At 41.7% G+C, this 24,718-nt stretch carries 21 protein-coding genes; 7 read left to right on the plus strand and 14 right to left on the minus strand.

What is annotated here, in order from left to right; translation table 11 throughout:
- From PQR79_RS09770 to murJ, 9 genes are all read right to left on the minus strand, one after another.
- Complete coding sequence (locus tag PQR79_RS09770; protein WP_238102665.1) at window positions 1-444, minus strand: pilus assembly PilX family protein; 444 nt, start codon at window positions 442-444, stop codon at window positions 1-3.
- Between the two features lie 57 nt (window positions 445-501).
- A complete protein-coding gene (locus tag PQR79_RS09775) occupies window positions 502-1,467 on the minus strand; it encodes a PilW family protein (protein WP_238102664.1) in 966 nt (321 codons plus the stop codon).
- The gene (gene pilV / locus PQR79_RS09780) at window positions 1,464-2,018 is read right to left on the minus strand and encodes a type IV pilus modification protein PilV (protein ID WP_238102663.1); all 555 of its coding nucleotides are present in this window, start codon (window positions 2,016-2,018) and stop codon (window positions 1,464-1,466) included. The genes PQR79_RS09775 and pilV overlap by 4 nt, the downstream gene beginning before the upstream one ends.
- A gap of 276 nt (window positions 2,019-2,294) precedes the next feature.
- Window positions 2,295-3,254 (minus strand): 4-hydroxy-3-methylbut-2-enyl diphosphate reductase, encoded by a 960-nt coding sequence (gene ispH, locus PQR79_RS09785; RefSeq protein ID WP_238102662.1) that lies wholly within the window; start codon window positions 3,252-3,254, stop codon window positions 2,295-2,297.
- Between the two features lie 10 nt (window positions 3,255-3,264).
- Window positions 3,265-3,708, minus strand: coding sequence for an FKBP-type peptidyl-prolyl cis-trans isomerase (fkpB, locus tag PQR79_RS09790; protein WP_274408466.1), 444 nt, complete (start codon window positions 3,706-3,708; stop codon window positions 3,265-3,267).
- Window positions 3,701-4,213: a signal peptidase II gene (gene lspA / locus PQR79_RS09795; RefSeq protein WP_238102974.1), complete on the minus strand. Its 513-nt coding sequence runs from the start codon at window positions 4,211-4,213 to the stop codon at window positions 3,701-3,703. Before lspA ends, fkpB begins: the two co-directional genes overlap by 8 nt.
- Window positions 4,214-4,235: 22 nt before the next feature.
- On the minus strand, window positions 4,236-7,058 hold the full coding sequence (ileS, locus tag PQR79_RS09800; RefSeq protein ID WP_238102661.1) for an isoleucine--tRNA ligase: 2,823 nt from the start codon (window positions 7,056-7,058) through the stop codon (window positions 4,236-4,238).
- A gap of 32 nt (window positions 7,059-7,090) precedes the next feature.
- Window positions 7,091-8,026 carry a bifunctional riboflavin kinase/FAD synthetase gene (gene ribF, locus PQR79_RS09805; RefSeq protein WP_238102660.1) on the minus strand — a complete coding sequence of 312 codons (936 nt, stop codon included), beginning with the start codon at window positions 8,024-8,026 and terminating at the stop codon, window positions 7,091-7,093.
- 129 nt (window positions 8,027-8,155) lie between these two features.
- Window positions 8,156-9,724 carry a murein biosynthesis integral membrane protein MurJ gene (murJ, locus tag PQR79_RS09810; RefSeq protein WP_238102659.1) on the minus strand — a complete coding sequence of 523 codons (1,569 nt, stop codon included), beginning with the start codon at window positions 9,722-9,724 and terminating at the stop codon, window positions 8,156-8,158.
- A 260-nt stretch (window positions 9,725-9,984) separates the two neighbouring features.
- Between murJ and rpsT the strand changes: the two genes are divergently transcribed.
- Entirely contained in the window at window positions 9,985-10,251 is a 267-nt protein-coding gene (rpsT, locus tag PQR79_RS09815) for a 30S ribosomal protein S20 (RefSeq protein WP_160053085.1), read from the plus strand.
- A gap of 376 nt (window positions 10,252-10,627) precedes the next feature.
- On the opposite strand, the gene PQR79_RS09820 is transcribed toward rpsT, so the two are convergent.
- Complete coding sequence (locus tag PQR79_RS09820; protein WP_188739374.1) at window positions 10,628-10,924, minus strand: ArsR/SmtB family transcription factor; 297 nt, start codon at window positions 10,922-10,924, stop codon at window positions 10,628-10,630.
- A gap of 133 nt (window positions 10,925-11,057) precedes the next feature.
- Here PQR79_RS09820 and PQR79_RS09825 point away from each other — a divergent pair, with 133 nt between their 5' ends.
- A complete protein-coding gene (locus tag PQR79_RS09825; RefSeq protein ID WP_238102658.1) occupies window positions 11,058-12,503 on the plus strand; it encodes a M20/M25/M40 family metallo-hydrolase in 1,446 nt (481 codons plus the stop codon).
- 86 nt (window positions 12,504-12,589) lie between these two features.
- On the opposite strand, the gene yaaA is transcribed toward PQR79_RS09825, so the two are convergent.
- On the minus strand, window positions 12,590-13,369 hold the full coding sequence (gene yaaA, locus PQR79_RS09830) for a peroxide stress protein YaaA (protein ID WP_238102657.1): 780 nt from the start codon (window positions 13,367-13,369) through the stop codon (window positions 12,590-12,592).
- Window positions 13,370-13,470: 101 nt separating this feature from the next.
- Window positions 13,471-14,907, minus strand: a complete 1,437-nt coding sequence (locus tag PQR79_RS09835; protein ID WP_238102973.1) for an alanine/glycine:cation symporter family protein — start codon at window positions 14,905-14,907, stop codon at window positions 13,471-13,473.
- A 511-nt stretch (window positions 14,908-15,418) separates the two neighbouring features.
- Between PQR79_RS09835 and PQR79_RS09840 the strand changes: the two genes are divergently transcribed.
- The 5 genes from PQR79_RS09840 (at window position 15,419) to PQR79_RS09860 (ending at window position 22,589) form a co-directional block, all read left to right on the plus strand.
- Window positions 15,419-17,785: a phosphoketolase family protein gene (locus PQR79_RS09840; protein ID WP_238102656.1), complete on the plus strand. Its 2,367-nt coding sequence runs from the start codon at window positions 15,419-15,421 to the stop codon at window positions 17,783-17,785.
- Between the two features lie 397 nt (window positions 17,786-18,182).
- Window positions 18,183-19,295, plus strand: coding sequence for an OmpA family protein (locus PQR79_RS09845; RefSeq protein WP_238102655.1), 1,113 nt, complete (start codon window positions 18,183-18,185; stop codon window positions 19,293-19,295).
- A 296-nt stretch (window positions 19,296-19,591) separates the two neighbouring features.
- On the plus strand, window positions 19,592-20,545 hold the full coding sequence (gene tal, locus PQR79_RS09850; RefSeq protein ID WP_238102654.1) for a transaldolase: 954 nt from the start codon (window positions 19,592-19,594) through the stop codon (window positions 20,543-20,545).
- Window positions 20,546-20,564: 19 nt separating this feature from the next.
- Entirely contained in the window at window positions 20,565-22,202 is a 1,638-nt protein-coding gene (pgi, locus tag PQR79_RS09855; RefSeq protein WP_238102653.1) for a glucose-6-phosphate isomerase, read from the plus strand.
- 201 nt (window positions 22,203-22,403) lie between these two features.
- Entirely contained in the window at window positions 22,404-22,589 is a 186-nt protein-coding gene (locus PQR79_RS09860; RefSeq protein WP_238102652.1) for a DUF3545 family protein, read from the plus strand.
- An 87-nt stretch (window positions 22,590-22,676) separates the two neighbouring features.
- On the opposite strand, the gene PQR79_RS09865 is transcribed toward PQR79_RS09860, so the two are convergent.
- Both PQR79_RS09865 and thrC read right to left on the minus strand, forming a co-directional pair.
- On the minus strand, window positions 22,677-23,222 hold the full coding sequence (locus PQR79_RS09865) for a hemerythrin domain-containing protein (RefSeq protein WP_238102651.1): 546 nt from the start codon (window positions 23,220-23,222) through the stop codon (window positions 22,677-22,679).
- Between the two features lie 183 nt (window positions 23,223-23,405).
- Window positions 23,406-24,689: a threonine synthase gene (gene thrC / locus PQR79_RS09870; RefSeq protein ID WP_238102650.1), complete on the minus strand. Its 1,284-nt coding sequence runs from the start codon at window positions 24,687-24,689 to the stop codon at window positions 23,406-23,408.
- Window positions 24,690-24,718 lie beyond the last annotated feature (29 nt).

Raw genomic sequence — 24,718 nt, forward strand, 5'->3', positions numbered from 1 at the left:
CTAACTCCCAGTTAACACTTCTTGTTCAATGCCCGCGACTACGGTAACTAATCCCATATCGCTGCGTCCAAATGTTGCAGCACTAGAAACTTCAACTCGACGGCAACTGATTAGATTGCCAGAACTTGCTGTTGCACTGCGTTTGCAACTCACATCGCCAGCATTCAACGGAGTCATAGTGCTTGATACTCCGAGTGCCGCATCAACCGTTGTTGATGCGACTGTCATTGTCGTCAATGTTGTTCCAGTATTGGCCGAAATAACCTTGTCCTGAGCACCTTTAGCTGACGCAACAGCTTCAATTCGTTCAGAACCGGCACCTGCCATTCTTAATGACTGAGTTGAATTAACTGCTAATGCCACGCCAATTAAGGTCATCAGCACTAAGACAATTAATGAAAAAAACAACACTATACCTTGCTGTTTTTTTTGCGATGTAATCATTGTTAACACCTTCTTAAATTAACAGAGCAACACTTCACGTTATAACGCCATATGAAACTAAAGGTTTATTAATATAGGGTTTTCTAAAATTATTGTACTCGACACCACTTTACGACGATATTTGTCATTCAGAGGGCCTATTGTTTTGTCACCTAATTCATAGGTATTATCATTCTTATAACTTTGATCTTCTTCATTTGCACGAACCAATAAAAATACTCTTAGCGCGACTAAACGTTGAAACAGTTCGTTGTCCCACATGAGAGTGGTGACATTTTGTGCTGGCATATAACTATCCGCAGTACCGTCACCATCACTGTCAAACCCATATAAAATACGCATATTTTCAATGCCTTCTACAAGCTGTTCTTCATTGTTCATGCCATTATTGATTGATAATGTACGCCGCCTTAATACGGGAATTGTTCCGTCATCACGAATAAAATAAACATGATGCTGGTATTCCCATACTCTACTATTTAATAAAACGGGAGCCGCACCACTGCCGTCAAAAAACACAATTTCACTCGATTCCGTCGCAGCGTAGTAGCGAGTAGATGTTAAGGTTGTGGCTGGTGGACCAATCAAACGTTTTATTTGGATAACATCAGTGTTGGTATTGGGAGAAACGCAAGCTAATGTTTCAGTACTCACTCCTTGTTCATATCCCCATAAACGACGAAAATGTGAAGGTTGGAGATTAGGAAAACTCGCATTATTCAAGCCTGCGCCAACACAATCTGCAGTAACAGCTGTGGCCGAGATAGTCGTATTGGTTCCAATAACAAAATCAGTACCGGTAATATCCCCCATAAAACCTAACTGGCTTAAATCACGCTCCATGATAGCCAAAGCAATACGGCCGTTTTCTTGTAATTGATTGAACTGACTCGTTGTGGTGACGTTACTCGATGACATACTGAACATGGTAAAAAGACCAGCCGTTAAAAACAAACTGATCAACATCGCCACCATTAACTCAACGAGTGACATGCCTTGTTGCTGTTTTGATACTTTTATCATCTTATAATCGCCGTATTAACGGCTAATGCACGCCGTCTATCACTACTACTGCCACAACTTCTTATAAAAGTAGACTGGCCATCTGTACCGTCTGAGGTCGCTCGCACACCTTTCCAAGTCATCACAACAGTAACATCCGTCCCTACAATGCTGATACAAGCCGTAGCAGAGTCGAGTCCACCTACATTAGTGTTATCGGATGATTTTTCACTTTCACCAGCAAATGCTCGTTCCCATTGAAATAGATCCCAATTTCTAGTTTCGGCATTTGTACATATAGTATTTACACCAACATCGACATCACAGGCTTTGGCGGATGAAATAGATGAACCGGTATAGGTACCAGCATAATTAGCGAGTTCGCTACTGTTGATGCGCATACGGTTGATAATATCGTTAGCGTAATATGAGGCTTGGGTTTGTTGAAAGGACTCAAAACTGCCTTTTTTGGCGACGAGATGCAGGTTAAAAATGCCAATAAGGCCTATCACCAGAATAACTAGTGAAACCATTACTTCGATTAAGGAAAATCCATTCCTTTTTGATGACATTAAGCCAAACCTCCATGAAAAGATAATTAAATCTTGGTCTTACCTTAAAATAACACACTTACAATTACTTTGAGCCATAGATAATCATAGCCGAGCTAAAAGTAATCAGAAAGGAGTAACAATAAATATTTACACTGATTTATAAAGTTACAATAAATTCACACAGTTATCTTATCCGTAACAATTAATCAGTATTATACTCTGTTTATCACACAAGTACAAAAAACCCGCAACTAACTGTAGCTGCGGGTTTATCATTTTAGATCAATCAATTAACTATCTTAATTCTGCAGGAACAGCAAAAACGGTATCTTCTTTTCGGCCTTCAACTTCGGTAATAACACTTGGCGCTAATGTAGCAATGGCATTAACAACTTGTTGAACCAATACTTCAGGAGCTGAAGCACCTGCAGTTACGGCCACTTTGCTCACATTATCAAACCAAATCGCTTCAACATCTGCTGCGGTATCAACCAAATAAGATTGCGTACCTGTTTTTTCAGCGAGTTCACGTAACCGATTAGAGTTAGAACTGTTTTTAGACCCCACAACAATCAATAAATCAACGTCAGCAGACATGCTGCGTACAGCATCTTGACGATTTTGAGTTGCGTAACAAATATCATCTTTACGAGGTCCTTCAATTGAAGGAAAACGTTTTTGTAAGGCTTCGATAATATCTAAAGTGTCATCAACTGATAGCGTTGTCTGGGTAACAAAGCACAGATTGTCTGGATTATTCACTTTCAACCTTTCGACATCTTCTGGTGATTCAATAAGATAAACGCCACCATTGGGGTTATCATATTGGCCCATTGTGCCTTCAACTTCAGGGTGACCTTCGTGGCCAATCAAGATGCATTCAATACCTTTACGGCTCGCACGTGTCACTTGTAAATGCACTTTAGTCACTAAAGGACATGTTGCATCAAACACCTTAAGCCCACGTACTTTAGCTTCTTTTCTTACCGCTTGAGACACACCATGGGCACTGAAAATGACAATACTGTTATCGGGTACTTGCTCAAGTTCATCAACAAAAATGGCTCCGCGCTGTTTTAAGTTTTCAACCACATAACGATTATGCACCACTTCATGACGCACATAGATAGGTGGTTCAAATAGCTCTAATGCACGCTCAACAATGCTTATTGCACGGTCTACTCCCGCGCAAAACCCTCGCGGGTTAGCCAACAAAATGCTTAGCTCAGGAGACGTAGGATCAACTTTCAACATATTCAGCCTTTTATTCCGTTATAACACTGACCACTTCAAGCTCAAATGTAATCGTGTGTCCTGCGAGCGGATGATTTAAATCTACGGTAATAGAATCACCTGCCGTGTCACGCACAACCCCTGGGATCTCACTACCTCCAGGACCTGCGAAGCTCACAATCACGCCTGTTTCAAGTTTCATGTCCGCCGGAAAACGACTTCGGTCCATATAATGGATTGCATCAGGATTAGACTCACCAAACGCATCTTGTGGCGCTAGAGTAAATTGGTGTTTATCACCTTCTTTCAAGCCTTTAAGTTGAGCTTCAAATGCAGGGCTTAAACTATTATCACCAATATTTAAACGAGCAGGTTTACCCGACGCTTTAGTGCTATCGGCTGTTGAGCCGTCTTCAAGCACGATATTCATATGGCATACAAGCGCATGGCTATCGTGTTTAGATAAATCATTCACGGTGAGATTGCTCCTCTGACGCTTTGGCTTCTGGTTTAAACGATTCCCAAATAATTAATATTGCACCAACAAAAATGCCGGCATCGGCGATATTAAAAGCTGGGTAATGGCTAGTTTTCCAGTAAAAATCAATAAAATCCACGACAAAGCCATGCATTAAGCGATCGACTAAATTACCTAATGCACCACCAATGACAAGAGTAAAAGCTAAATTACTGCGCCACATAGTGTGCGACTGTTTACGTAGCCAAATGGTTAATAAGGTACTGAAACCCACCGCAATAACGGTGAATAGCCAACGCTGCCAGCCACCAGCGTCGCTCAAGAAACTGAACGCTGCACCGTAATTTCTTACGTAGGTGAAGTTAAAAAATGGCAGTAGATTAACCGAATCATACAATTCGAAGTTAGTCAGTACCCATTGCTTAGATAGCTGATCGGCTAAAAACACCAATGCAGCTACCCAATACCAACGCAAGCCACTGTCTTTCCAAGTTAATGGCACAGAACTCATTATTAATGCTTCCTTAAGCGAATTCGCGTTGTTCGCCTTCACCTTCAATATTGGTCACACAGCGTTGACACAATGTTGGGTGAGCTTCAATGGTGCCAACTTCTTCACGGTAGTGCCAGCAACGCTCGCACTTGTGCGCATCACTTTTGCTAACCACTAATTTAAGTGAACTAAGTTCAGTTTCAATTGCGTCATCACCGGCGAGTGATATGTCTGCAACAGCCGCTTTAGAAGTCAATAATACAAAACGAAGCTCATCGCCTATTTTGGCTAACTGCGCTGCTAAATCAGCATCAGCAAATAATGTCACTTCTGCTTCTAATGAACCACCAATACGCTTATCACGACGTGCTTGCTCAAGTACTTTGTTTACTTCGTTACGAACCTCTAACAGGTTAGCCCAATAGTCGTCGCTTAAATCTGTGTCTAAGGTGACAGCATCTAGACCTTGGTACCATTCTTGAGTGAATACGTACTTTTCACGTTTACCCGGTAATAACTGCCACACTTCGTCAGCTGTAAAGCTAAGGATAGGCGTCATCCAACGTACCATTGCTTCCGCAATATGGAATAACGCAGACTGGCAACTACGACGCGCATGCCCTTCTTGCTTAGCGGTATATTGGCGATCCTTAATGATATCTAGATAAAAACTACCTAACTCAACTGAACAGAACTGCATCAGTTTTTGAGTCACCTGGTGGAAGTTATATTGATCATATGCTTCGATGATTTCTTTTTGTAACGCTGCTGCACGGCGAACAACCCAACGGTCTAACGCCACCATGTCTTCTGACGCAATCATGTCAGTTTCTGGATTGAACCCGCTCAAGTTTGCCAACAAGAAACGCGCAGTGTTACGAATACGGCGGTATGCATCAGCACTACGATTTAAAATTTCGTCAGATACCGTCATTTCACCGCTGTAATCGGTTGCGGCAACCCATAAACGTAAAATGTCAGCGCCGAGTTTATTGGTCACTTGCAAAGGTGCAATCACGTTACCCACAGACTTTGACATCTTGCGGCCTTTACCATCAACGGTAAAACCATGGGTCAGTACTTGTTTATAAGGTGCTTTACCGTTCATCGCTGTTGAAATCATTAGCGACGACATAAACCAACCACGGTGTTGATCGCTACCTTCTAAGTATAAATCAACTTCATGACCATGAAATTCAGGGCGCGCAGCAACCACTGATGAGAAGGTTGAGCCAGAGTCATACCATACGTCTAAGGTGTCAGTGACTTTACGATACTTATCAGCTTCATCACCGAGTAGCTCGCTTACATCAAGATCCCACCAAGCTTGAATACCTTGTTGCTCAATACGGTGTGCAACACGTTCCATCAGTGACACGCTGTCTGGGTGTAACTCTTCAGTTTCGCGATGTACAAATAAAGTAATTGGTACACCCCAGGTACGCTGACGTGAAATACACCAATCTGGGCGGTTTTCAACCATTTTTTCGATACGGCTTTGACCCCAATCTGGGATCCATTGCGTTTGTTCAATTTCTTTCAATGCTTGCGAACGTAACCCATGGTTATCCATAGAGATAAACCATTGTGGCGTTGCACGAAAAATAATCGGGGTTTTGTGACGCCAGCAATGTGGGTAACTATGACGATAAGGCACATGCAATAATAACGCGCCTTTCTCTTCAAGTAATTCAACCACATTCGCATTGGCTTTAAATACATGCTGGCCGGCAAAGAATTCTGTATCAGGCTTGTAAACGCCATTATCGCCAACAGGGTTTGCCACTTCTAAACCATACTTTTGACCAACCACAAAGTCGTCTTGACCATGGCCAGGTGCGGTATGAACAATACCAGTACCCGCATCCGTTGTAACGTGGTCGCCTAAAATAGCTGGGACGTCGAATGCGTAGAATGGGTGATTAAAGCGCATAAGCTCAAGCTCTGCACCTTTCACTTCACCTAAAATAATATGTGACTCTGCACCATAACGCTCAAGACAAGACTCGACTAACACTTGTGCTAAAACCAATGTGGTTGTTTCACCTTCTTTGGTAAATTCAACCAGGCTGTAATCTAACTCAGGGCTAAGTGATAACGCGCGGTTAGCAGGGAGAGTCCACGGCGTGGTGGTCCAAATAGCCATTGAAACTGGTTTGGCATAGTGTTCAACACCAAATTTAGCTGCCACGGCTGCACTGTCTACAGCAACAAAAGCGACATCGATTGCAGGTGAAGTTTTATCTTCATATTCAACTTCTGCTTCAGCTAATGCAGAGCCACAGTCGGTACACCAATGCACTGGCTTAACGCCTTTATGCAAATGACCACTGTCAATCACTTTTGCCAATGAACGAACGATATTCGCTTCAGTTGAAAAATCCATGGTTAAATACGGATTTTGCCAATCGCCTAATACCCCAAGGCGAATAAAGTCGTCACGCTGACCTTCGACTTGAGTTGCAGCATATTTGCGACATTCTTCGCGAAATTCTGCCGCAGAGATTTTAACCCCTGGCTTACCTACTTTTTGCTCTACTTTGAGCTCAATAGGTAAACCATGACAGTCCCAACCTGGAATATAAGGTGCGTCAAAACCTGACATGGTTTTTGACTTAATAATAATGTCTTTTAGAATTTTATTTACAGAGTGACCAATATGAATGCTGCCATTAGCGTATGGAGGGCCGTCGTGCAAAATGAAAGGTTTACGGCCAGTACGGCTGTCACGGATCTGTTGGTACAGTCCATCTTGCGTCCAGCGAGTTAACATTTCTGGCTCGCGATTTGCCAAATTACCGCGCATCGGAAACTCTGTTTCCGGCAAATTCAAAGTAAATTTATAGTCGCTCATTGATCCCATACCGTTATTAAAGCTGATTAGTTTCAGCTAGCATCGTTGCTAAACAAAGCGCGAGCTTCGTTTGCATCATTTAAAATTTGTTTTTTTAGCGCATCCAATGACTCAAAAGGTTGTTCATCACGGATTTTTGCTACTAACTCGACTTCCACTCGTTTACCGTATAAATCACCGGAAAAATCAAACAAGTGAACTTCTAATCGACAGGTTTGCCCATTCACTGTTGGTCTAAAACCCACATTAGCAACACCTTCATAAATATCACTGTCATCCCAATATAAGCGAACGGCAAACACGCCGCGCACCGGAACCACATTTCTTTTTAACGCAATATTGGCAGTAGGAAATCCAATAGTGCGGCCAATTTTTTGCCCGTGAGCAACACGACCGCTGAGTATGAAAGGATGCCCTAATAAGCGTCTAGCTTGCTCTAGGTTGCCTAATGCAAGCTGCTCTCTCACTGCAGTAGAACTGACTCTAAGTGAGCCCACCATAAAACTTTGCGTGCTCACCACAGTAAAGCCAAACTTTTTACCCGCAGCAACCAACATATTAAAATTGCCGACACGACCTTTACCAAAGCAAAAATCATCACCGACAACCAGATATTTAACACCGAGTTTTTTAACCAGTAAATCTTCAATAAATACTTCAGCGGGTTGATTGGCAAAAGCGGCAGTAAAGTTTATACACAACAATTGTTCGATTTTTAGCTCGTCGAGTAACCGAATTTTGTCACGTAAAAGGCTTAAGCGAGCTGGAGCATCGGCGCCACGAAACCGTTCTTGTGGCTGCGGCTCAAAAGTCATTACAGTGGCAGGCAATTGAAAGTGATGCGCCTTATTCACTAAATTGCTTATCACTTGGGCATGACCACGATGGACACCGTCAAAATTCCCGATGGTTAATACGCAACCATGATGAGAAGGTAAAATATTGTGTATACCGCGGATTAATTCCATTACGCTCAATTACTGCCAATTGTAAATCGGCAGATTATATACCCAAACCAATGTCAGATGCGAGTTTCCACCTCATATAATTCCACTCGTTTTATGGCTAACTCGGCTTGTCGTTTATCAATGCCAATATCAGTTTGACGTTGATTGACGTTTTATTTTCCAAGGTCGAACGCCCATCACAAGTAAACTCAATAAATATACAAAGGCACCGCCGACAATTAACTCTACAAGCATCACCATACGTTCAAATGTATGCCATTGCAGCCATTCATTTATTTGCGGCATAAAATAGATAATCATCATTGTCATTATTGCTGTGGCCACAATCACTTTAGCGGTAAAGAAAAGCGTTTGTCGGCTCATTTTGTACACTCCTGCACGATGAAGACCACGATACAATAAACTGGCATTTAACAATGCAGACAATGATGTTGCCAGCGCTAACCCCACATACCCAAACGGTATAGCAAATATTAAGTTAAACCCCATGTTACTCACCATGGCTATAATCCCGTATTTGACTGGGGTTTTGGTGTCTTGGCGCGAATAATAGCCCGGCGCAAGTACCTTAATCATCATAAAGCTTAACAGTCCACAACCATAAGCAACCAAGCTGTACGACGCCATTTCAACATCATTAATGCTAAATGCGCCGCGCATAAATAACACCATCAACATCGGCTTTGCTAATACTATTAACCCAAGCATTGCTGGCGTGCCTAACAGCAAAATGGCTTTAACGCCCCAATCCATTGTTTGATTGAAACCTGACCCCTCTGCATTCACATGCTTTTGCGATAATGCTGGCAAAATGACAGTCGCGATGGCAATACCAAACAGCCCTAAAGGAAATTCGAGTAATCTGTCAGCGTAATACAACCAACTAATCGAGCCCGTCATTAAAAAGCTCGCAATAAACGTGTCGAATAATAAATTGATTTGTGAGACCGATACGCCAAATAAGGCCGGCACCATTAAAGTGCGAATTTTGACAACGCCAGGGTGATTCCATCCCCAAGAGGGTTTGACTAGTGCTTTTTCGCGAATTAAGAAAGGGATTTGAAATAAAAACTGAATCAAACCGCCAGTAAATACCCCCCAGGCTAAACCAATTTCAGGATTTTCTAGAGTATGGGCATACCACATCGCGACCGAAATAATGGCGACATTTAAAAACACTGGTGTAAATGCTGACACAGCGAAGCGCCCACGGGTATTTAAAATCGAGCCCGCCAGAGCGGTAAAAGTAATAAACCATAAATACGGAAAAGTAATTTTGAGCATTAATGAGGCCAGCTCAAATTTTTCAGCATTGGGGCCATCATTTAACCAGTCTAAAAACCAGCCACCGCCAAAAAGTGCTGCTAACACTGGCGAGCAAATGACGCCAAACAACGTCACAATCGTCACCAACAAGCCCAAAGTACCAGCTACTTTACCGATCAGCTCCCGCGTATCCTCTGGCGTCATTTTTTCTTGATATTCGGTTAAAACGGGTACAAAGGCTTGAGCAAAAGCACCTTCAGCAAATAATCGTCTTAAAAAGTTAGGAATTTTATTCGCAAAGAAAAATACATCTGCGCTGCTACCTGCACCCATTAAGTTGGCAATGACTACGTCGCGAACTAAACCTAATACTCGCGAAATCAGGGTCATAACACTGACAATCAGACCTGATTTAAATAATTTTTTGCTCAAACAGCCCCCAGAGACTCAGTCACTTCAAAGAAAATTAATGGGATTTATGACAAATATTCGATTCTAGCCCTGTCACACCGACTAAAGAGCTGGTAGAATTGCGCCACATATTACACGAGTTGGGTTGAAGATAGGCATGCTAGGTTGGATTAATTTATCTTTATGATGAATATTCAATCGCAGTCGTTGACAAGACGATAAAAAGCAGGCATATTCCTCGGCCTTTAAAAGTATCAAATCCAGTTTTTAGGAGTTGCACCTTGGCTAATAGCAAGTCTGCAAAGAAGCGCGCGCTTCAGTCTGAAAAGCGTCGTCAGCATAACGCTAGCCGTCGCTCAATGTTACGTACATACGTTAAAAAAGTTATCGCTGCTATCAAAAGCGGTGACCATAAAGCGGCTACAGAAGCATTCGCTACTGCACAACCAATTGTTGACCGTATGGCGACTAAAGGTCTTATTCATAAGAATAAAGCCGCTCGTCAAAAGGCACGCTTAAACGCAAGAATCAAAGCATTAGTTGCTTAATTTTTACGATTTAAGATTTTAAAAAACCGGCTTAGGCCGGTTTTTTTATACCTTAAATTTAGCCAACCCCAATTCTACGGTAACATAATACCAATACGCATTAGAATGTGCTCTTTTAGCTAAAATTATCAGTGTGGTATTCGCGGCAGCCTCCTTTTGAGGGCATAATGTGCTCGACAACTATACCTACCATCCTATTACTCGCCTAGAAGACAAGAATTCCCGCTGAATGACCCGATAATGAGTGGAATGGGTAAAATACTTACGATGAGATCAATTGATTATTGCGCCATAAAATCCGTTGAATGTTATGGAATGTATAGGCAAAACGCGAAACGTCTTAATGAGTTTTCATTAAGACGTTCGTGAGGTGGTATTAATGACAATACATATTGTTTAGTACTTGGATCAGCTCTTTTACCTCATCACTCTTCAATGAATAGAAAACCGTTTGTGCTTCCTTTCTAGTACACACTAAATTATCTTTCCGAAGCCATGCCAAATGTTGAGATAAAGCCGATTGGCTTAGCCCTAATTTTTTATTCATCTCTCCGACACACATTTCACCTTCATTAAGAAGGTGACACAAAATAAACAATCTACGTTCATTTGCTAATGCTTTTAGCAACACTACTGCATGATCTGCTTGCTGCTGCATTTTTTCTATATTCATCACGAGTATGTTCTCCTAATCTAACCCCGCTCTAATATAGCGTTCCCTTACAAATAGAGTCGGGACATAAAGCACACTTTTTGGTAGATTGTTTTAAAAAATGAGACTTAGCTAAAATAATCAAAGGAAACTCATGAAACACTATCAAACAGCCAGCCTCGTCGGCGCCATTTTTGTCGCACTTGTTGGTTGCCAAAATATATTGCCAACCCAACCTTCCGCCCCCAAAGTAGTTATTAATAACTCAGATGATGCTCAAATTAGCCAACAACTGGCTAAACAAGCATTATCATCACGTTTGAGCTATGACATTGTTGAGTCGCTTACCGTTGAAGTCGGTCCAAGACTCTCTGGCACAGAAAAAGACATCGTCGCCGTTGAATGGGCCATGGAAAAATTGTGGTTAATGGGTTTTGATAAAGTGTACAAAGAGTCTGTTCAGGTACCTGCATGGTCGCGCGGTACCGCTTACGCGAGTGTTGTATCGCCTTATGAACAACCTTTAGTGGTTACCGCTCTAGGGGGCAGTATTGCAACACCAGTTAATGGTATTCAAGCCCCAATTGTGCGCTTTGAAAGTTTAGAAGAGTTAACCAATGCCTCTCCAGGGCGCATTGAAGGGAAAATTGTCTTTATCGACCATAAAACCGAACGCCACATTACCGGTAAAGGCTACGGAGAGTCCGTTGGCGGCCGTTCTCGAGGGGCGATTGCCGCAGCAGAAAAAGGCGCTGTGGCGATTGTTATCCGCTCTATTGGTACCGACCATGACAGAATGGCGCACACAGGTATGATGCGCTACCAAGAAGGTGTGCCTAAAATCCCTGCTGCAGCAATGTCAAACCCAGATGCTGATTTAATCAATGCCATGCTAAAGCGTGATCCTAAAGTAGTACTGTCATTAAACATGACCTCTGAAAACCAAGGCATAGCCACATCATATAACGTGATTGCTGAGGTGACAGGCAGCAGCAAGCCTGATGAGATTGTATTAATAGGCGCTCATTTGGACTCTTGGGATGAAGGCACAGGTGCAATTGATGATGGTGCGGGTGTTGCCATTGTGACTACAGCCGCCAAACTGATCCAAGATTTACCCCAAAAACCTGCTCGTACAATCAGGGTAGTGTTATTTGCCGCTGAAGAAGTCGGCATCGTAGGTGCGAAAGCTTATGCTGAGCAGCATGCAGACGAACTCGATAAACATTATATTGCTGCAGAATCAGATTTTGGCGCCGGTCCAGTCTATCAAATTGACTTTAACGTTAACCCTGCAACCTATGAGCGAGTAAAACAAGAACACTCTGCCATGACCTTATTTGGTGTTGAAATCGGCAACAACGACGCTTCAGGTGGCCCAGATGTATCAATATTACCAGCCTTAGGCGTGCCTGTGGCTTCGCTCAGACAAGATGGTACTGATTACTTTGATTATCACCACACACCTAATGACACCTTGGATAAAATTGATCCTAAAAAGCTCGCGCAAAGTGCTGCCGCCTATGCGCAGTTTGCTTACATGATGGCACAATCTGAGATTGATTTAAGACCGCTAAAGCAAAAAGAACAACAACACTAAAAATACAAGTGCAATAACGTTTAAAAAGCCCTCAACGACATGTTTCGTTGAGGGCTTTATTATTACCAAGGATAAACCTAAACGGCTCACTCACTTTGTTCAGCACGTAAAAAAACGGGCTCAGTGGGTGTAGATTGCTCTTCACTATAGTAGTAGCCATCAAGATCGAACTGGGTCAGTTGTTCGATACTGTTAGGTTGGGTATCGACAATATAACGAGCCATCAAACCGCGGGCTTTCTTAGCATAAAAGCTAATCACCTTAAATTGGCCCTTTTTACAGTCTTTAAACACTGGGGTAATAAGCGTTCCAGCAAGTTGTTTAACCTTAACCGACTTAAAATATTCGTTTGATGCTAAGTTGACAATAATATCATCGCCCTGTTCTTTTAATGCTTTATTCACTTCTTCGGTTATGGTTTCTCCCCAAAAAGCATAAAGATTGCTACCTTTAGGATTGGCCAGTTTAGTCCCCATCTCTAGACGATATGGCTGAATTAAATCAAGCGGTTTGAGCAAACCATACAAACCAGACAAAATGCGCAAATGCTGTTGGCTAGCGTCAATTTGCGCCTTAGATAAATGATCAGCATCGAACCCTGTATAAACATCTCCTCTAAATGCAAAAATGGCTTGCTTAGCATTATCAAGAGTAAAAGGGGGCTGCCAATCGGCAAAACGCGCGGCGTTTAACCCTGCAATGTTGTCGCTCACCTTCATTAAGCTGGCAATGTCCATTGGGGTTAATTCGCGACAAACTTCTATCAATTCTTGGCTGTGCTTTAATAAAGGAGCCTGAGTAAATGTATTAGTGATTGGAGGATTTTCAAAATCCAATGTTTTTGCAGGTGAAATTAAAACCAGCATAAGTTCGCTCCAAATAAAATCATAGCTTTATGATACTGGACTGATATAAAAAAACCATGCCGCAATGACATGGTTTTTTCGATTATCTTAATAGGAAAATTTTATTTTTTGACTGTTTCAGTGGAATTAGGCCAAATTTTCTCTTCTAACTGTTCGGCTAATTCAGGAAACTTGCTAGTGTCGAACTTAGGATCAATACCCGCATCAATTTGCTCACGGTAATCGTTAATAACTCTAACGGCTAAACCAGATAACAACACCAGTGCCACCAAGTTAACAATCGCCATCAATCCCATCGATACATCCGCTAAATCCCACACTAGGCTAATTTTAGCCATTGAACCAAACATCACCATACCCAAAACCACTAAACGGAAAATTGGTAACGCTTTTTTACTGTTACCAGACAAAAACATCACATTAGTTTCAGCATATGAATAGTTCGCAATAATAGAGGTAAAACAGAACAGCAATATCGCAAAAGCAATAAATGCTCCGCCCCAATCACCAACGTGACTGGTTAAAGCACTAATGGTTTTCGCAATTCCGTCTGAACCTGCTGCGGCATCACCTGATAATAAAATAATCGCAGCGGTGGCGGTACAAATCACGATAGTGTCAACAAACACCCCCATCATTTGCACAAAACCTTGCGATGCTGGGTGATTAGGATTGGGTGAGGCACTTGCAGCAACGTTAGCGGCACTCCCCATACCAGCTTCGTTTGAAAACAGACCACGGGCAATACCAGCTTGCATTGCTTGTGCAACACTATATGCGATACCACCTGCGGCCACTTCTTGCCAGCCAAATGCACTATTTATCACCAACATAAATACATCGGGAAGCTTTTCAATATTCATTGCCACCACCACAAACGCAATGGCGATATAAGCAACAGCCATCACTGGCACAATTAATTCAGAGGCTTTAGCGACTTTCTTCAAGCCACCAGTAATAACGAACGCGCTACAAATAACAATGCCAATACCAATATATAACGGGTCAAAGCCAAAGACTTGAGTCATAGCACCAGTAATCGTATTGGCTTGAACGGCGTTAAAGACTAAACCAAAAGCTAAAATTAAGAAGAATGAAAACAGAATCCCCATCCAACGTTGGCCTAAGCCTTTTTCCATATAATAAGCAGGACCGCCTCGATACTGCCCATCAGAGTCTTTCACTTTATAAACCTGGGCTAAAGTCGATTCAATCATCGCTGTTGCCATACCTAGTACGGCAATCGCCCACATCCAGAATACTGCACCGGGGCCTGCGGTACCAATTGCAACAGCGACACCAGCCATGTTACCTGCACCGACACGGGCAGCCATACTGGTGCAAAACACCTGAAATGATGACAGACCATGTTTACCAGGGCGACGACTGATGGCTAAGACTTTAATACCATGAACAAAGTGCGTTACCTGAATAAAGCCAAGACGTATGGTAAAAAACAGACCCGCACCAACCAGACCGTATACCAATAATTTGCCCCATAGTAGGCTGTTCATGAAGTTAACAATCGTTTCTAACATTGCCATATTGATTTATCTTCCCCGTTATAAGGTTATTTTTCTGTTTCAGATTTATACCTGAATATTTATATCGACATAAACAGACTAAGCACGTCACTGTGCAAACTGCTTTGCGTAAAACGTGTTGCGCATAAAGTTAATTAAACATTATAAAAGCTAAAGTATGTTGATTCATAGGTATTGTTTGCCGGAGAGCTTGAATGCTAAAACCATGTTATCTAATAGCGGTTTTGTTAAAGCAGATAACACGTGAAGGCAACACAATTAAAACAAAACCCACAAGTGAGCACCATCACACTTTACCACTTCTCTAATTAATGCTCTATTTATAAAACACCAATGAATCGTTATTAAATTTCAAGCTATTAGCACTAAAACCTCAAAAAGTGCGATCAAGGCGTAAAAATAATGCGTAAAAATTAGATAAAGGCCACATTATTGTAAGTAAATTACGAATACAGTGTTCTCCAAGAAAGTTAATTAAATATTTTCACTTTTAACCGAGGTCACTATGGCTAACTCAAATGAGATCACCGCGCTAAAGAAATACGTAAGAGCAACCAACTTCCTTGCTACTTCACAAATTTATCTAAAGCAAAACGTTCTATACAAACGTCCTTTACAGCACACAGATATCAAACCACGTCTTCTTGGTCACTGGGGTACCTGCCCTGGTATCAACTTCGTCTATGCCAATGTTAACCGTTTAATTGTTAAACATAAGCGTGAATTTATTTATCTTGTTGGCCCTGGTCATGGCTTCCCAGCAGTACAAGCTAACTTATTTGTTGAAGGTTCATTAAGCCACTTCTATCCAGAAACGATTCCTTATACCGAAACCGGTATTGAAGACATTTGTAAAAAATTCTCTGCTGCGTATGGATATCCTTCACATGCCAACCCTGAAGCACCAGGACAAATCCTAGAAGGTGGTGAGTTAGGTTATTCACTTTCGGTTGCTTGGGGCTCAGTACTTGATAATCCAAACCTTATCGCAGCCTGCTTAATTGGCGATGGTGAAGCAGAAACAGGTCCTTTAGCCGCGTCTTGGTATGCAAACCGTTTAGTCTCTCCAGCTAACAACGGTGCAGTACTGCCAATTGTACATATCAATGGCTATAAGATTTCAGGTCCGACACGCATGGGACGGATGAGCCATGAGGAATTAGATCTTGAGTTCCGTGGTTTGGGTTATCATCCAATTATTGTTGATGACCAGCTAGACACTGACATCTTTGAACAAATGACAGCAGCAATGGACTTATCATATGACATGATTAATGACATTCAGCGCCGTGCACGTTCTGGCGAAGATGTTGTCAAACCTCGTTGGCCTGTGATTTTAATGCGCACAGCAAAAGGTTGGACTGGTACATCTGAATACGATGGTAAAAAACTCGAAGGTAACTGTGAATCGCACCAAGTTATTGTCAATAACTGCGCTAAAGATAAAGGCCACCTTGCCGCACTTGATGCATGGTTAGCCAGCTACAAGTTTGAAGAGTTAGTGCAAACAACTGAAACAGGTGAATTAGTTTTTGATAAAGACATCATGTCGTTAATGCCACCAAAAGATCTGTGTTGTGGTCGCCAACGTTTAAGCTATGGTGGAGAAGTGGTTCGTGCCCTAGCCAATCCAGATTTAGCGAAATTAGGGTACGGTGCAGAAACACCACGTGGTCAACGCGGTTATTCAATGTTAAAAATGGGTCAATGGATGCGTGATGCATTCAAATTGAACCGTGACCAACGAAACTTGCGTATTTTCAGCCCTGATGAAACCTATTCAAACCAGTTACAAGCTGTATTTGAAGAAACAGACCGCGCTTGGCAGTGGCCAATTGAAAGCTGGGATGAAGACATGTCTCGTGATGGCCGTGTCATTGAGCTATTATCAGAAAACTTACTTTTCGGTATGCTACACGGTTACACCGTAACAGGTCGCCACGGCATGTTCCCTACTTATGAGGCATTCTCACAAGTTGTATCTTCAATGGCTGACCAATACTGTAAATATGTGCATGCGAGTCAAGGCATTCACTTCCGTAAGCCTATTCCTGCATGTAACGTAGTACTGTCATCGCTATTAGAGCGCCAAGATCACAATGGTTATTCTCACCAGAATCCATCGTTCCTTGGTGCCATGTTAGAAAAGCACCCAGATATTATCTCTGCCTATTTACCAGCGGATGCTAACAGTACCTTGGTTTATACCGAACGCGCATATGCTGACAGAGACAAATTAAACATTATTGTTGCGGGTAAAAAGTCATTACCGCAGTGGTTGTCATTAGAAGAAGCCCGTAAACAAGCTAAAGACGGCATCATGGTGTGGGATTTTGCCTCTGACGAGAACCCAGATGTTGTACTAGCAGGGTGTGGTGATTATGCAACACAAGAATGTATGGCTTCATTAGTATTAATTCGTGAAATACTACCAAGAGTACGCATTCGTTTTGTGAGTGTATCAGAACTTCACAGTAGCGGTTTAGGTAGCCTTAAATTCCAAAGTAAACCTTGGATGATGGACGAAGTCTTCACTCAAGACAAAGGCGTGGTATTTAACTATCACGGTTATCCAAACACCATTAAAAAATTAGTGTTTGACTATAAAGGCAACCGTCGCTTCCGTATTAAGGGTTACGAAGAAGAAGGTTCAACCACTACTCCATTCGATATGGGCGTACGTAACGGTACTTCTCGTTACCACCTAGTGATTGATATGGCTTATAAGTTGTTCCAACAAGGTGTGATTGATGAAACTCAACATGTTGCGATTACAACAGACATGTTACAACGCTTGGTTGATCACAAGAACTACATTAAAGCCAACGGTGTAGACCCTGAAGAAATTGAAAACTGGGTATGGACTCGTTAATTCAGTCAGTTAGCTAACAAAAATACGCCGTAAAGGCGTATTTTTGTATCTACAGCGTCAGAAAAACGACATTTTTGAAGTGTATTAGATTAACTTGTTAAAAAATAAAGGTTATATTTACTATTGTTCGCCAATCATTCACACGCCAAAACAAACCACGCTAACCATTGTTTTAAAAAGATATTTTGTTAAAAAGTCAATTTTATAACAGTGCCTTTATATTGACCATTACAAAAAATTAATCCTTTTTACTATAGAAAAACATCTAATTACAGACCATAATTGCGCCGCTGGCTAAAATACAAAGAATCACCACACTAAGTGTCAGCAATGCATGACCCTAACAACTCCGTTACATGCATGTATGGTGGAGTAAAATAACAATGGACTAAAAATTATGATGAAGAACACATTAAAAGTAGTATTACTCACCTCAATGTTGCCTTTTGCAGCTTCTGCCGCTGAAGAAATGACTCCTTGGTATATTGGTGGTGGTTTAGGCATTAACGATTACGAACAGAATTGCGACAACGCATTGACATGTGGTGACGATGACCCATATGCATGGGATGTGTTTGGTGGCTATTTATTTAACGAAAACATCGGTATCGAAGTTGGTTACCGTGATCTAGGCAACGCAGAATGGACTGGTACTAACGGCAACATGTATGACGTTGGTGCTACCGGTGTTAGCGTTGGTGTTGTTGGTTTTTATCCATTAGCTGACAAGTGGAGCCTTTCTTCTGAAGTAGGTACTTACAGCTATCTTCTAGAAAACGACAAAAAAATTAACGGCGCAAACTTGAGTGATTCAGGTGTTGGTTTATTTGTTGGTGCAGGTGTTGGTTATAACTTTACTGACAACCTAAAATTACAAGCAAAGTACCGTCGCTATGAAAACATGGATGCTGACGTATTAGATAACCTTAAAATGGAAAGCAACTACTGGGGTTTAGCACTTAGCTACCGTTTTGGTACTGCGAGCCCAGCACCTGTTGCTGCTGCACCAGTTGTTGCCGCTGTTGTTGCCGCACCTGGCGATGATGACAAAGATGGCATAACAAACAACATCGACAAATGTGCAGACACTCCAATGACTCACAAAGTAGATGCTACTGGTTGTACTGTTTATGAAAACGTAACATCTAAGTATGACCTAGGTGGTATTTTATTTGCTAATGATTCAGCTGAAATCCGTGCAGGTTCATTTGCTGATTTAGAAAAACTAGCAGACCACTTAAACAAATACCCACAACACACTGTATCTATCGAAGGCCATGCGTCTAACGTAGGTAAAGCAGAATACAACATGAAGCTTTCTGAGCGTCGTGCTGTTGCAGTAGCAAATGCATTAAACACTAAATATGGCATCAGCTCTAGCCGTATCAGCTCTGTAGGCTATGGCGTAACTAAGCCTGTTATGCAAGGTAGTTCAGCTGAAGCAAACCGTGTAAACCGTCGCATTGAAGCGATTGTGACTGGCACAGAAAAACGTCCAGTAATGCGTTAATAGTCAAAATAATACGCTAGACTTAAAAGTCGCTGCTTGCAGCGGCTTTTTTATTTTCAGAACAACCTAAAAACCAATACAACAGTGATTATCACTGACGTTGCGCTTTCTGAATTATCAATCAAGTTCAGCTTGGTTAACCAATTCTGTCTGTTTAGCAACAATATCAATTAAATTTGAGCGAAAATAATGGGCTTTTTCGTAATTTTTTTACAAATTAAGTTGGAATAATCCCTAAAATCGCTTCTAATAAAGGTATAGATCTATATTAATTGCTTATCGAGAGGAAAATTTCCATGGCCAACACACTCGCGCAACTCAAGTCATTCACTACCATCGTTGCTGATACTGGCGACATAGAGGCAATTAAGCGTTACCAGCCTGAAGATGCCACGACCAATCCATCGTTGATTTTAAAAGCATCTCAGATTCCAGAATACGCACCACTTATTGATGACGCGATTGCTTGGGCTAAAACACAAAGCAGCAGCATTGAGCAACAAATCGAAGATGCTGGCGACAAACTGGCTGTGAACATCGGTGTTGAAATTTTAAAATTAGTACCTGGACGTATCTCTACAGAAGTTGATGCACGCTTATCATTCGACAAACAACGCTCAATTGATAAAGCACATAAACTCATTAAACTTTACCAAGAAGCGGGTATTGATAAGTCACGCATTCTTATTAAGTTGGCTTCGACTTGGGAAGGTATTTGCGCTGCAAAAGAGCTAGAACAAGAAGGCATCAACTGTAACTTAACCTTACTCTTTAGTTTTGCTCAAGCAAGAGCGTGTGCTGAAGCTGGCGTATACCTTATTTCGCCTTTTGTTGGCCGCATTTTAGATTGGTATAAAAAAGACACAGGTCAAGATTATACCGCTGAAACGGATCCTGGTGTGGTTTCAGTGACCGAAATTTATAACTACTACAAGCAGCATGGCTATGACACTGTTGTCATGGGTGCGAGCTTCAGAAACATCGGTGAGATTATCGAATTAGCCGGTTGCGACCGTTTAACCATTGGCCCTGCACTACTTGAAGAATTAGCTAACACAGATGTGACAATTAGCCGTAAATTAGTGGCAGCTACCTCAACTGTTGCTGCGCCAACTGCGCTCACTGAAGAACAATTCCGTTGGGATTTTAATGAAGATCCAATGGCTGTTGACAAGTTAGCAGAAGGTATTCGTAACTTTGCCATCGATCAGGGCAAACTCGAAGTTATGTTAAAAGCAAAATTAAGCTAAACAGTAGGAGACTTTACTCGTGACCACACTCACTCAAAGTACTACGTGGAAGGCACTGCAAGCTCACACAAGTCAATTGCCTCATATGCGCGAACTGTTTGCTCAAAACCCACAACGTTTTGATCAAATGAGTGTTAAGGCGTGTGGGCTGTTTTTAGATTATTCTAAAAATCGCATCAACAATGACACGCTTGAGCTGCTTTTTGCACTGGCAAAAGAAGCCAACTTAACAGATAAAATCGCAGCAATGTTTAATGGCGATGTGATCAACAACACTGAACACCGTGCTGTGCTTCACACCGCTCTTCGCAGTAAAGCGGAACAAGAAATCATTGCTGAAGGCACAAACATCGTTCCTGAAGTACAACAAACACTGGCTAAAATGGCTGGGTTTGTAGAGTCTGTTCAATCAGGGCAATGGAAAGGCTACACAGGTAAAGCCATCACTGATGTTGTTAGCATTGGTATTGGCGGCTCATTCCTAGGACCTAAGATAGTCTCTCAAGCGTTAAGACCTTATTGGCATGCAGGGCTTAATTGCCACTTTGTCGCCAACGTTGACGCGACATCGATTTGTGAAAAGCTTAAAGGCCTTAATGCAGAAACAACCTTATTTGTCATGTCATCAAAGTCATTTGGCACTCAAGAAACACTGACAAATACCTTAAGTGCTAAGGACTGGTTCTTAGCACAAGGCGCGACACAGCAAGATATTGCAAAGCATTTTGTCGCTGTGACATCCAATGTTGCTAAAGCAACTGAGTTTGGAATGGATGCTAACAACATTTTCCCAATGTGGGACTGGGTTGGTGGACGATATTCTTTATGGTCGGCGATTGGTTTACCTATCGCGCTATTAGTCGGTATGGATAACTTTAAAGCCTTACTTGACGGTGCCCACCAAATGGATGAGCATTTTGCCAATACGCCTTTACCACAAAATATGCCAGTGATTATGGCTATGCTGTCTGTGTTATATGGTAATTTCCATGGTTCACAGTCGCATGTCATTTTAACCTATGATCATTATTTACGTGGGTTACCAGCCTACTTCCAGCAGCTTGACATGGAAAGTAATGGCAAATCAGTCACCTTAAATGGCACTGATGTAGATTACAGTACTGGCCCAGTGATTTGGGGCGGCGAAGGCACCAATGGTCAACACGCTTATCACCAATTACTGCATCAAGGCACAGCCTTAATCCCTGCTGACTTTATCATGCCACTTCAAAGCCACAATCCTTTGGGTGAGCATCATGATCAATTAGCTTCAAATTGCTTTGGACAAACTCAAGCATTGATGCAAGGTCGTACGTTTGAAGAAGCATTAGCAGAGCTCAGTAACAGCAAACTTGATGAGCAACAAAAAGCGCTGATCGCCAAACACAAGGTGATGTCAGGTAATAAACCAAGCAATACCTTATTAATGGATAAACTAACCCCTACTACATTAGGTGCATTAATTGCGCTATATGAACACCGCACATTTGTGCAAGGTGCGATATGGCAAATTAACTCATTTGATCAATGGGGTGTCGAACTGGGTAAACAGTTAGGTAATGATGTACTAGAACGCATTGGTGCGGACAAAGATGCAACAGAACTTGACAGCTCAAGCAATGCTTTGGTCAATTTATATCGCCAAGGTAAGCTATAAAAGCCAGCTAGAGTGAACCGATAAGACGCGGTTACTTAAAAATGCCGTTCAACTTGTTTGAACGGCATTTTTGTTTTTTTAGTTCCTTCAATTCACTAAATCGTGATTTTTTAGTAACGTAAATGCAACACAAGTGTTGCACCCTATAGTTGAAATATGATACTTATTTGTTGAGACATCATAATAACAAGGGAGGTTACCATGGATCGATTAGACTATGGTGGTGCGCTAGACGAAGTTGTTGAAAGACCAAGCCGCTCAAAAAGCTCGTCCAAAAAACGCAAATGGCGTGAGATTGAAGCCATTAAAGATAAACAGCGTTTGCTCAAGGAATTACAAGATATCGATAATTCATTCGATTTTGATGTTAATACGTTAGTTCTCTAATCATACTGCTCAATCTTTGATTGTAGCTAACATCACATAAAAAGAGCGCATTTAGCGCTCTTTTTGTTATAAACAAATAAGTATCATTTATATGGTATTTTCAGCTTTCTCGATGTAAGCCCGTAATTCTTCAAACATCGATTTATCATTGTCGTTGAACAAAGGGTCATCGACTAATCGTTGTTGGCATAATACCGCTACTCTATCCCAATCCTTATCGTCGAAGGTTTGCACAAACTTGGGGAAAATCTCACGCTCTTCATATTCCATATGAAGCTGCTGTAGCTGAATATAATCGCGCAAATCGCTAATTAGCTTTTCACGAGAAATCACCACATCAGACAAAATCATATTCAAACTATAAATAAGTGAGCCAGAGGCTTCCGCCAAACGATGATGCTCGTTATACAGCTGACCACAGTTAGCTAAACCCGCTTTATTGCTATAGTAATCAAAAATAATATCTTCAAGTGGATGGTGGCTATGTTCGGCATAACCTTGCATGTACTCAACAATGTCTCTAACAAGATTAAAATTCACCCCGTTTCCATCAGCCAATCGAGTCAACTTATTTGAAAGAATATTCAACAAAATGGCAATATGTTTATGATCGCGCATTAAACGTTGCAACATAACTTTCTCCCGTCATCTAGTTACAAGACACTCTATGTATAAATAATAGTCAAATTTAGCACTTTTACTAATCTACACTGAGATACACATAATGAGGTATGACGAAGATCATAATATTTGAATATAAAAAAACACCTAACCACAACCCTGTTGCGTGTTAGGTGTTAGAAAAGAGCTAAGACATTATTTTAATAAAGAAAACATATGAGTTTTCAGCCGCTCAAAATCGGCGTCTAATTCTGCAGATAATATGGGTTTCTCAACTACAGCGGCTAATTCTGGAGGTAAAGGCAAATCGATCGCTAATTGTTGATCAACCACATCTTTAAATTTAGCGGGGTGCGCTGTCCCCAAAAAGATACCACTTTCGTCACCCGTTAACCCTAGGGTTAATGCTTGCGCAGCAATAGCGGCATGAGGTTCAGACTGATAACCCAGTTGATAGAGCTCTGCTAATGCTGAAGTTGTTTCAGATTCGGATAACGCTACGCCCGTTACTAACGATAGCGGCCAGCCCATTTGCTCACAAATCGCTTCAACGCGCGGCCAATTGCTTGGTTCAGAGACATCCATGGCATTTGACATCGTTGCCACTGTTTTATGTGGTTGCCATGCGCCATCTTGTAAATAACGCGGCACGGTATCATTACTGTTAGTTGCAGCAATAAAACGTTTAATCGGTAAGCCCATTGCTTTGGCAAATAAACCGGCGGTTAAATTGCCAAAATTACCGCTTGGCACTGACATAACAATGTCATATTTGCCCGCTTTTTTCGCTTGAGCAACGGCTTCAAAGTAATAGCAAATCTGGGCTAGCAAACGGCTAATATTGATTGAATTAGCAGAGTTTAACGCTAAACCTTCACGAATATCAGTATCGTCAAATGCTTGCTTAACAAGGTGCTGACAGGCATCAAAATCTGAGTTGACTGCCACTGTATGAATATTCTTGCCCAGGGTAGTAAACATTTTTTCTTGTAGCTCACTGATTTTACCTTTTGGATAAAGCACCATCACATTGACTTTATCTAAACCATAAAATGCATCTGCTACCGCAGCACCAGTATCACCTGAGGTTGCAGTTAAAATGGTCAGTTTTTTATCACCTGCAAGTAAGTTGACACACTGAGCCATAAAGCGAGCGCCAAAGTCTTTAAAAGCTAATGTTGGCCCGTGAAACAGTTCTAAACAAGCGCGTTTATCATCAACATTCGCAAGGGGAACATCAAAGGTAAACGCATTATCAACGAGTTTATCAACACTCTCCTGCCCTAGCTCATCTGCGAGCCAAGCACCCAATACTTTTTTGCTTCGCTCAGCAAAAGGCAGCGCTAATAAGGCATCGACATCCGCTAATACCGGAATTGTCTTTGGGAAAAACAGCCCTCTGTCTTTACCTAACCCCAACTGAACAGCTTGGCTGAAATTTACTTCCTGTGACGGGTGTTTTAAATTATATAATTGCATTACGACTGCCTTTTTCAATTTCAAAATAA

Origin of the sequence: Shewanella metallivivens (assembly GCF_028750675.1) — a bacterium.
Taxonomy (GTDB): Bacteria; Pseudomonadota; Gammaproteobacteria; order Enterobacterales; family Shewanellaceae; genus Shewanella; species Shewanella metallivivens.

Coding starts and splice junctions, on each gene's coding strand:
- yaaA (WP_238102657.1), bottom strand. CDS start 13,369: ATGCTGGTTTTAATTTCACCTGCAAAAACATTGGATTTTGAAAATCCT.
- ispH (WP_238102662.1), bottom strand. CDS start 3,254: ATGTTGAAAGTTGATCCTACGTCTCCTGAGCTAAGCATTTTGTTGGCT.
- PQR79_RS09825 (WP_238102658.1), top strand. CDS start 11,058: ATGAAACACTATCAAACAGCCAGCCTCGTCGGCGCCATTTTTGTCGCA.
- PQR79_RS09860 (WP_238102652.1), top strand. CDS start 22,404: ATGGATCGATTAGACTATGGTGGTGCGCTAGACGAAGTTGTTGAAAGA.
- pilV (WP_238102663.1), bottom strand. CDS start 2,018: ATGTCATCAAAAAGGAATGGATTTTCCTTAATCGAAGTAATGGTTTCA.
- PQR79_RS09845 (WP_238102655.1), top strand. CDS start 18,183: ATGATGAAGAACACATTAAAAGTAGTATTACTCACCTCAATGTTGCCT.
- PQR79_RS09775 (WP_238102664.1), bottom strand. CDS start 1,467: ATGATAAAAGTATCAAAACAGCAACAAGGCATGTCACTCGTTGAGTTA.
- ribF (WP_238102660.1), bottom strand. CDS start 8,026: ATGGAATTAATCCGCGGTATACACAATATTTTACCTTCTCATCATGGT.
- PQR79_RS09835 (WP_238102973.1), bottom strand. CDS start 14,907: ATGTTAGAAACGATTGTTAACTTCATGAACAGCCTACTATGGGGCAAA.
- PQR79_RS09770 (WP_238102665.1), bottom strand. CDS start 444: ATGATTACATCGCAAAAAAAACAGCAAGGTATAGTGTTGTTTTTTTCA.
- PQR79_RS09840 (WP_238102656.1), top strand. CDS start 15,419: ATGGCTAACTCAAATGAGATCACCGCGCTAAAGAAATACGTAAGAGCA.
- ileS (WP_238102661.1), bottom strand. CDS start 7,058: ATGAGCGACTATAAATTTACTTTGAATTTGCCGGAAACAGAGTTTCCG.
- thrC (WP_238102650.1), bottom strand. CDS start 24,689: ATGCAATTATATAATTTAAAACACCCGTCACAGGAAGTAAATTTCAGC.
- PQR79_RS09865 (WP_238102651.1), bottom strand. CDS start 23,222: ATGTTGCAACGTTTAATGCGCGATCATAAACATATTGCCATTTTGTTG.
- tal (WP_238102654.1), top strand. CDS start 19,592: ATGGCCAACACACTCGCGCAACTCAAGTCATTCACTACCATCGTTGCT.
- PQR79_RS09820 (WP_188739374.1), bottom strand. CDS start 10,924: ATGAATATAGAAAAAATGCAGCAGCAAGCAGATCATGCAGTAGTGTTG.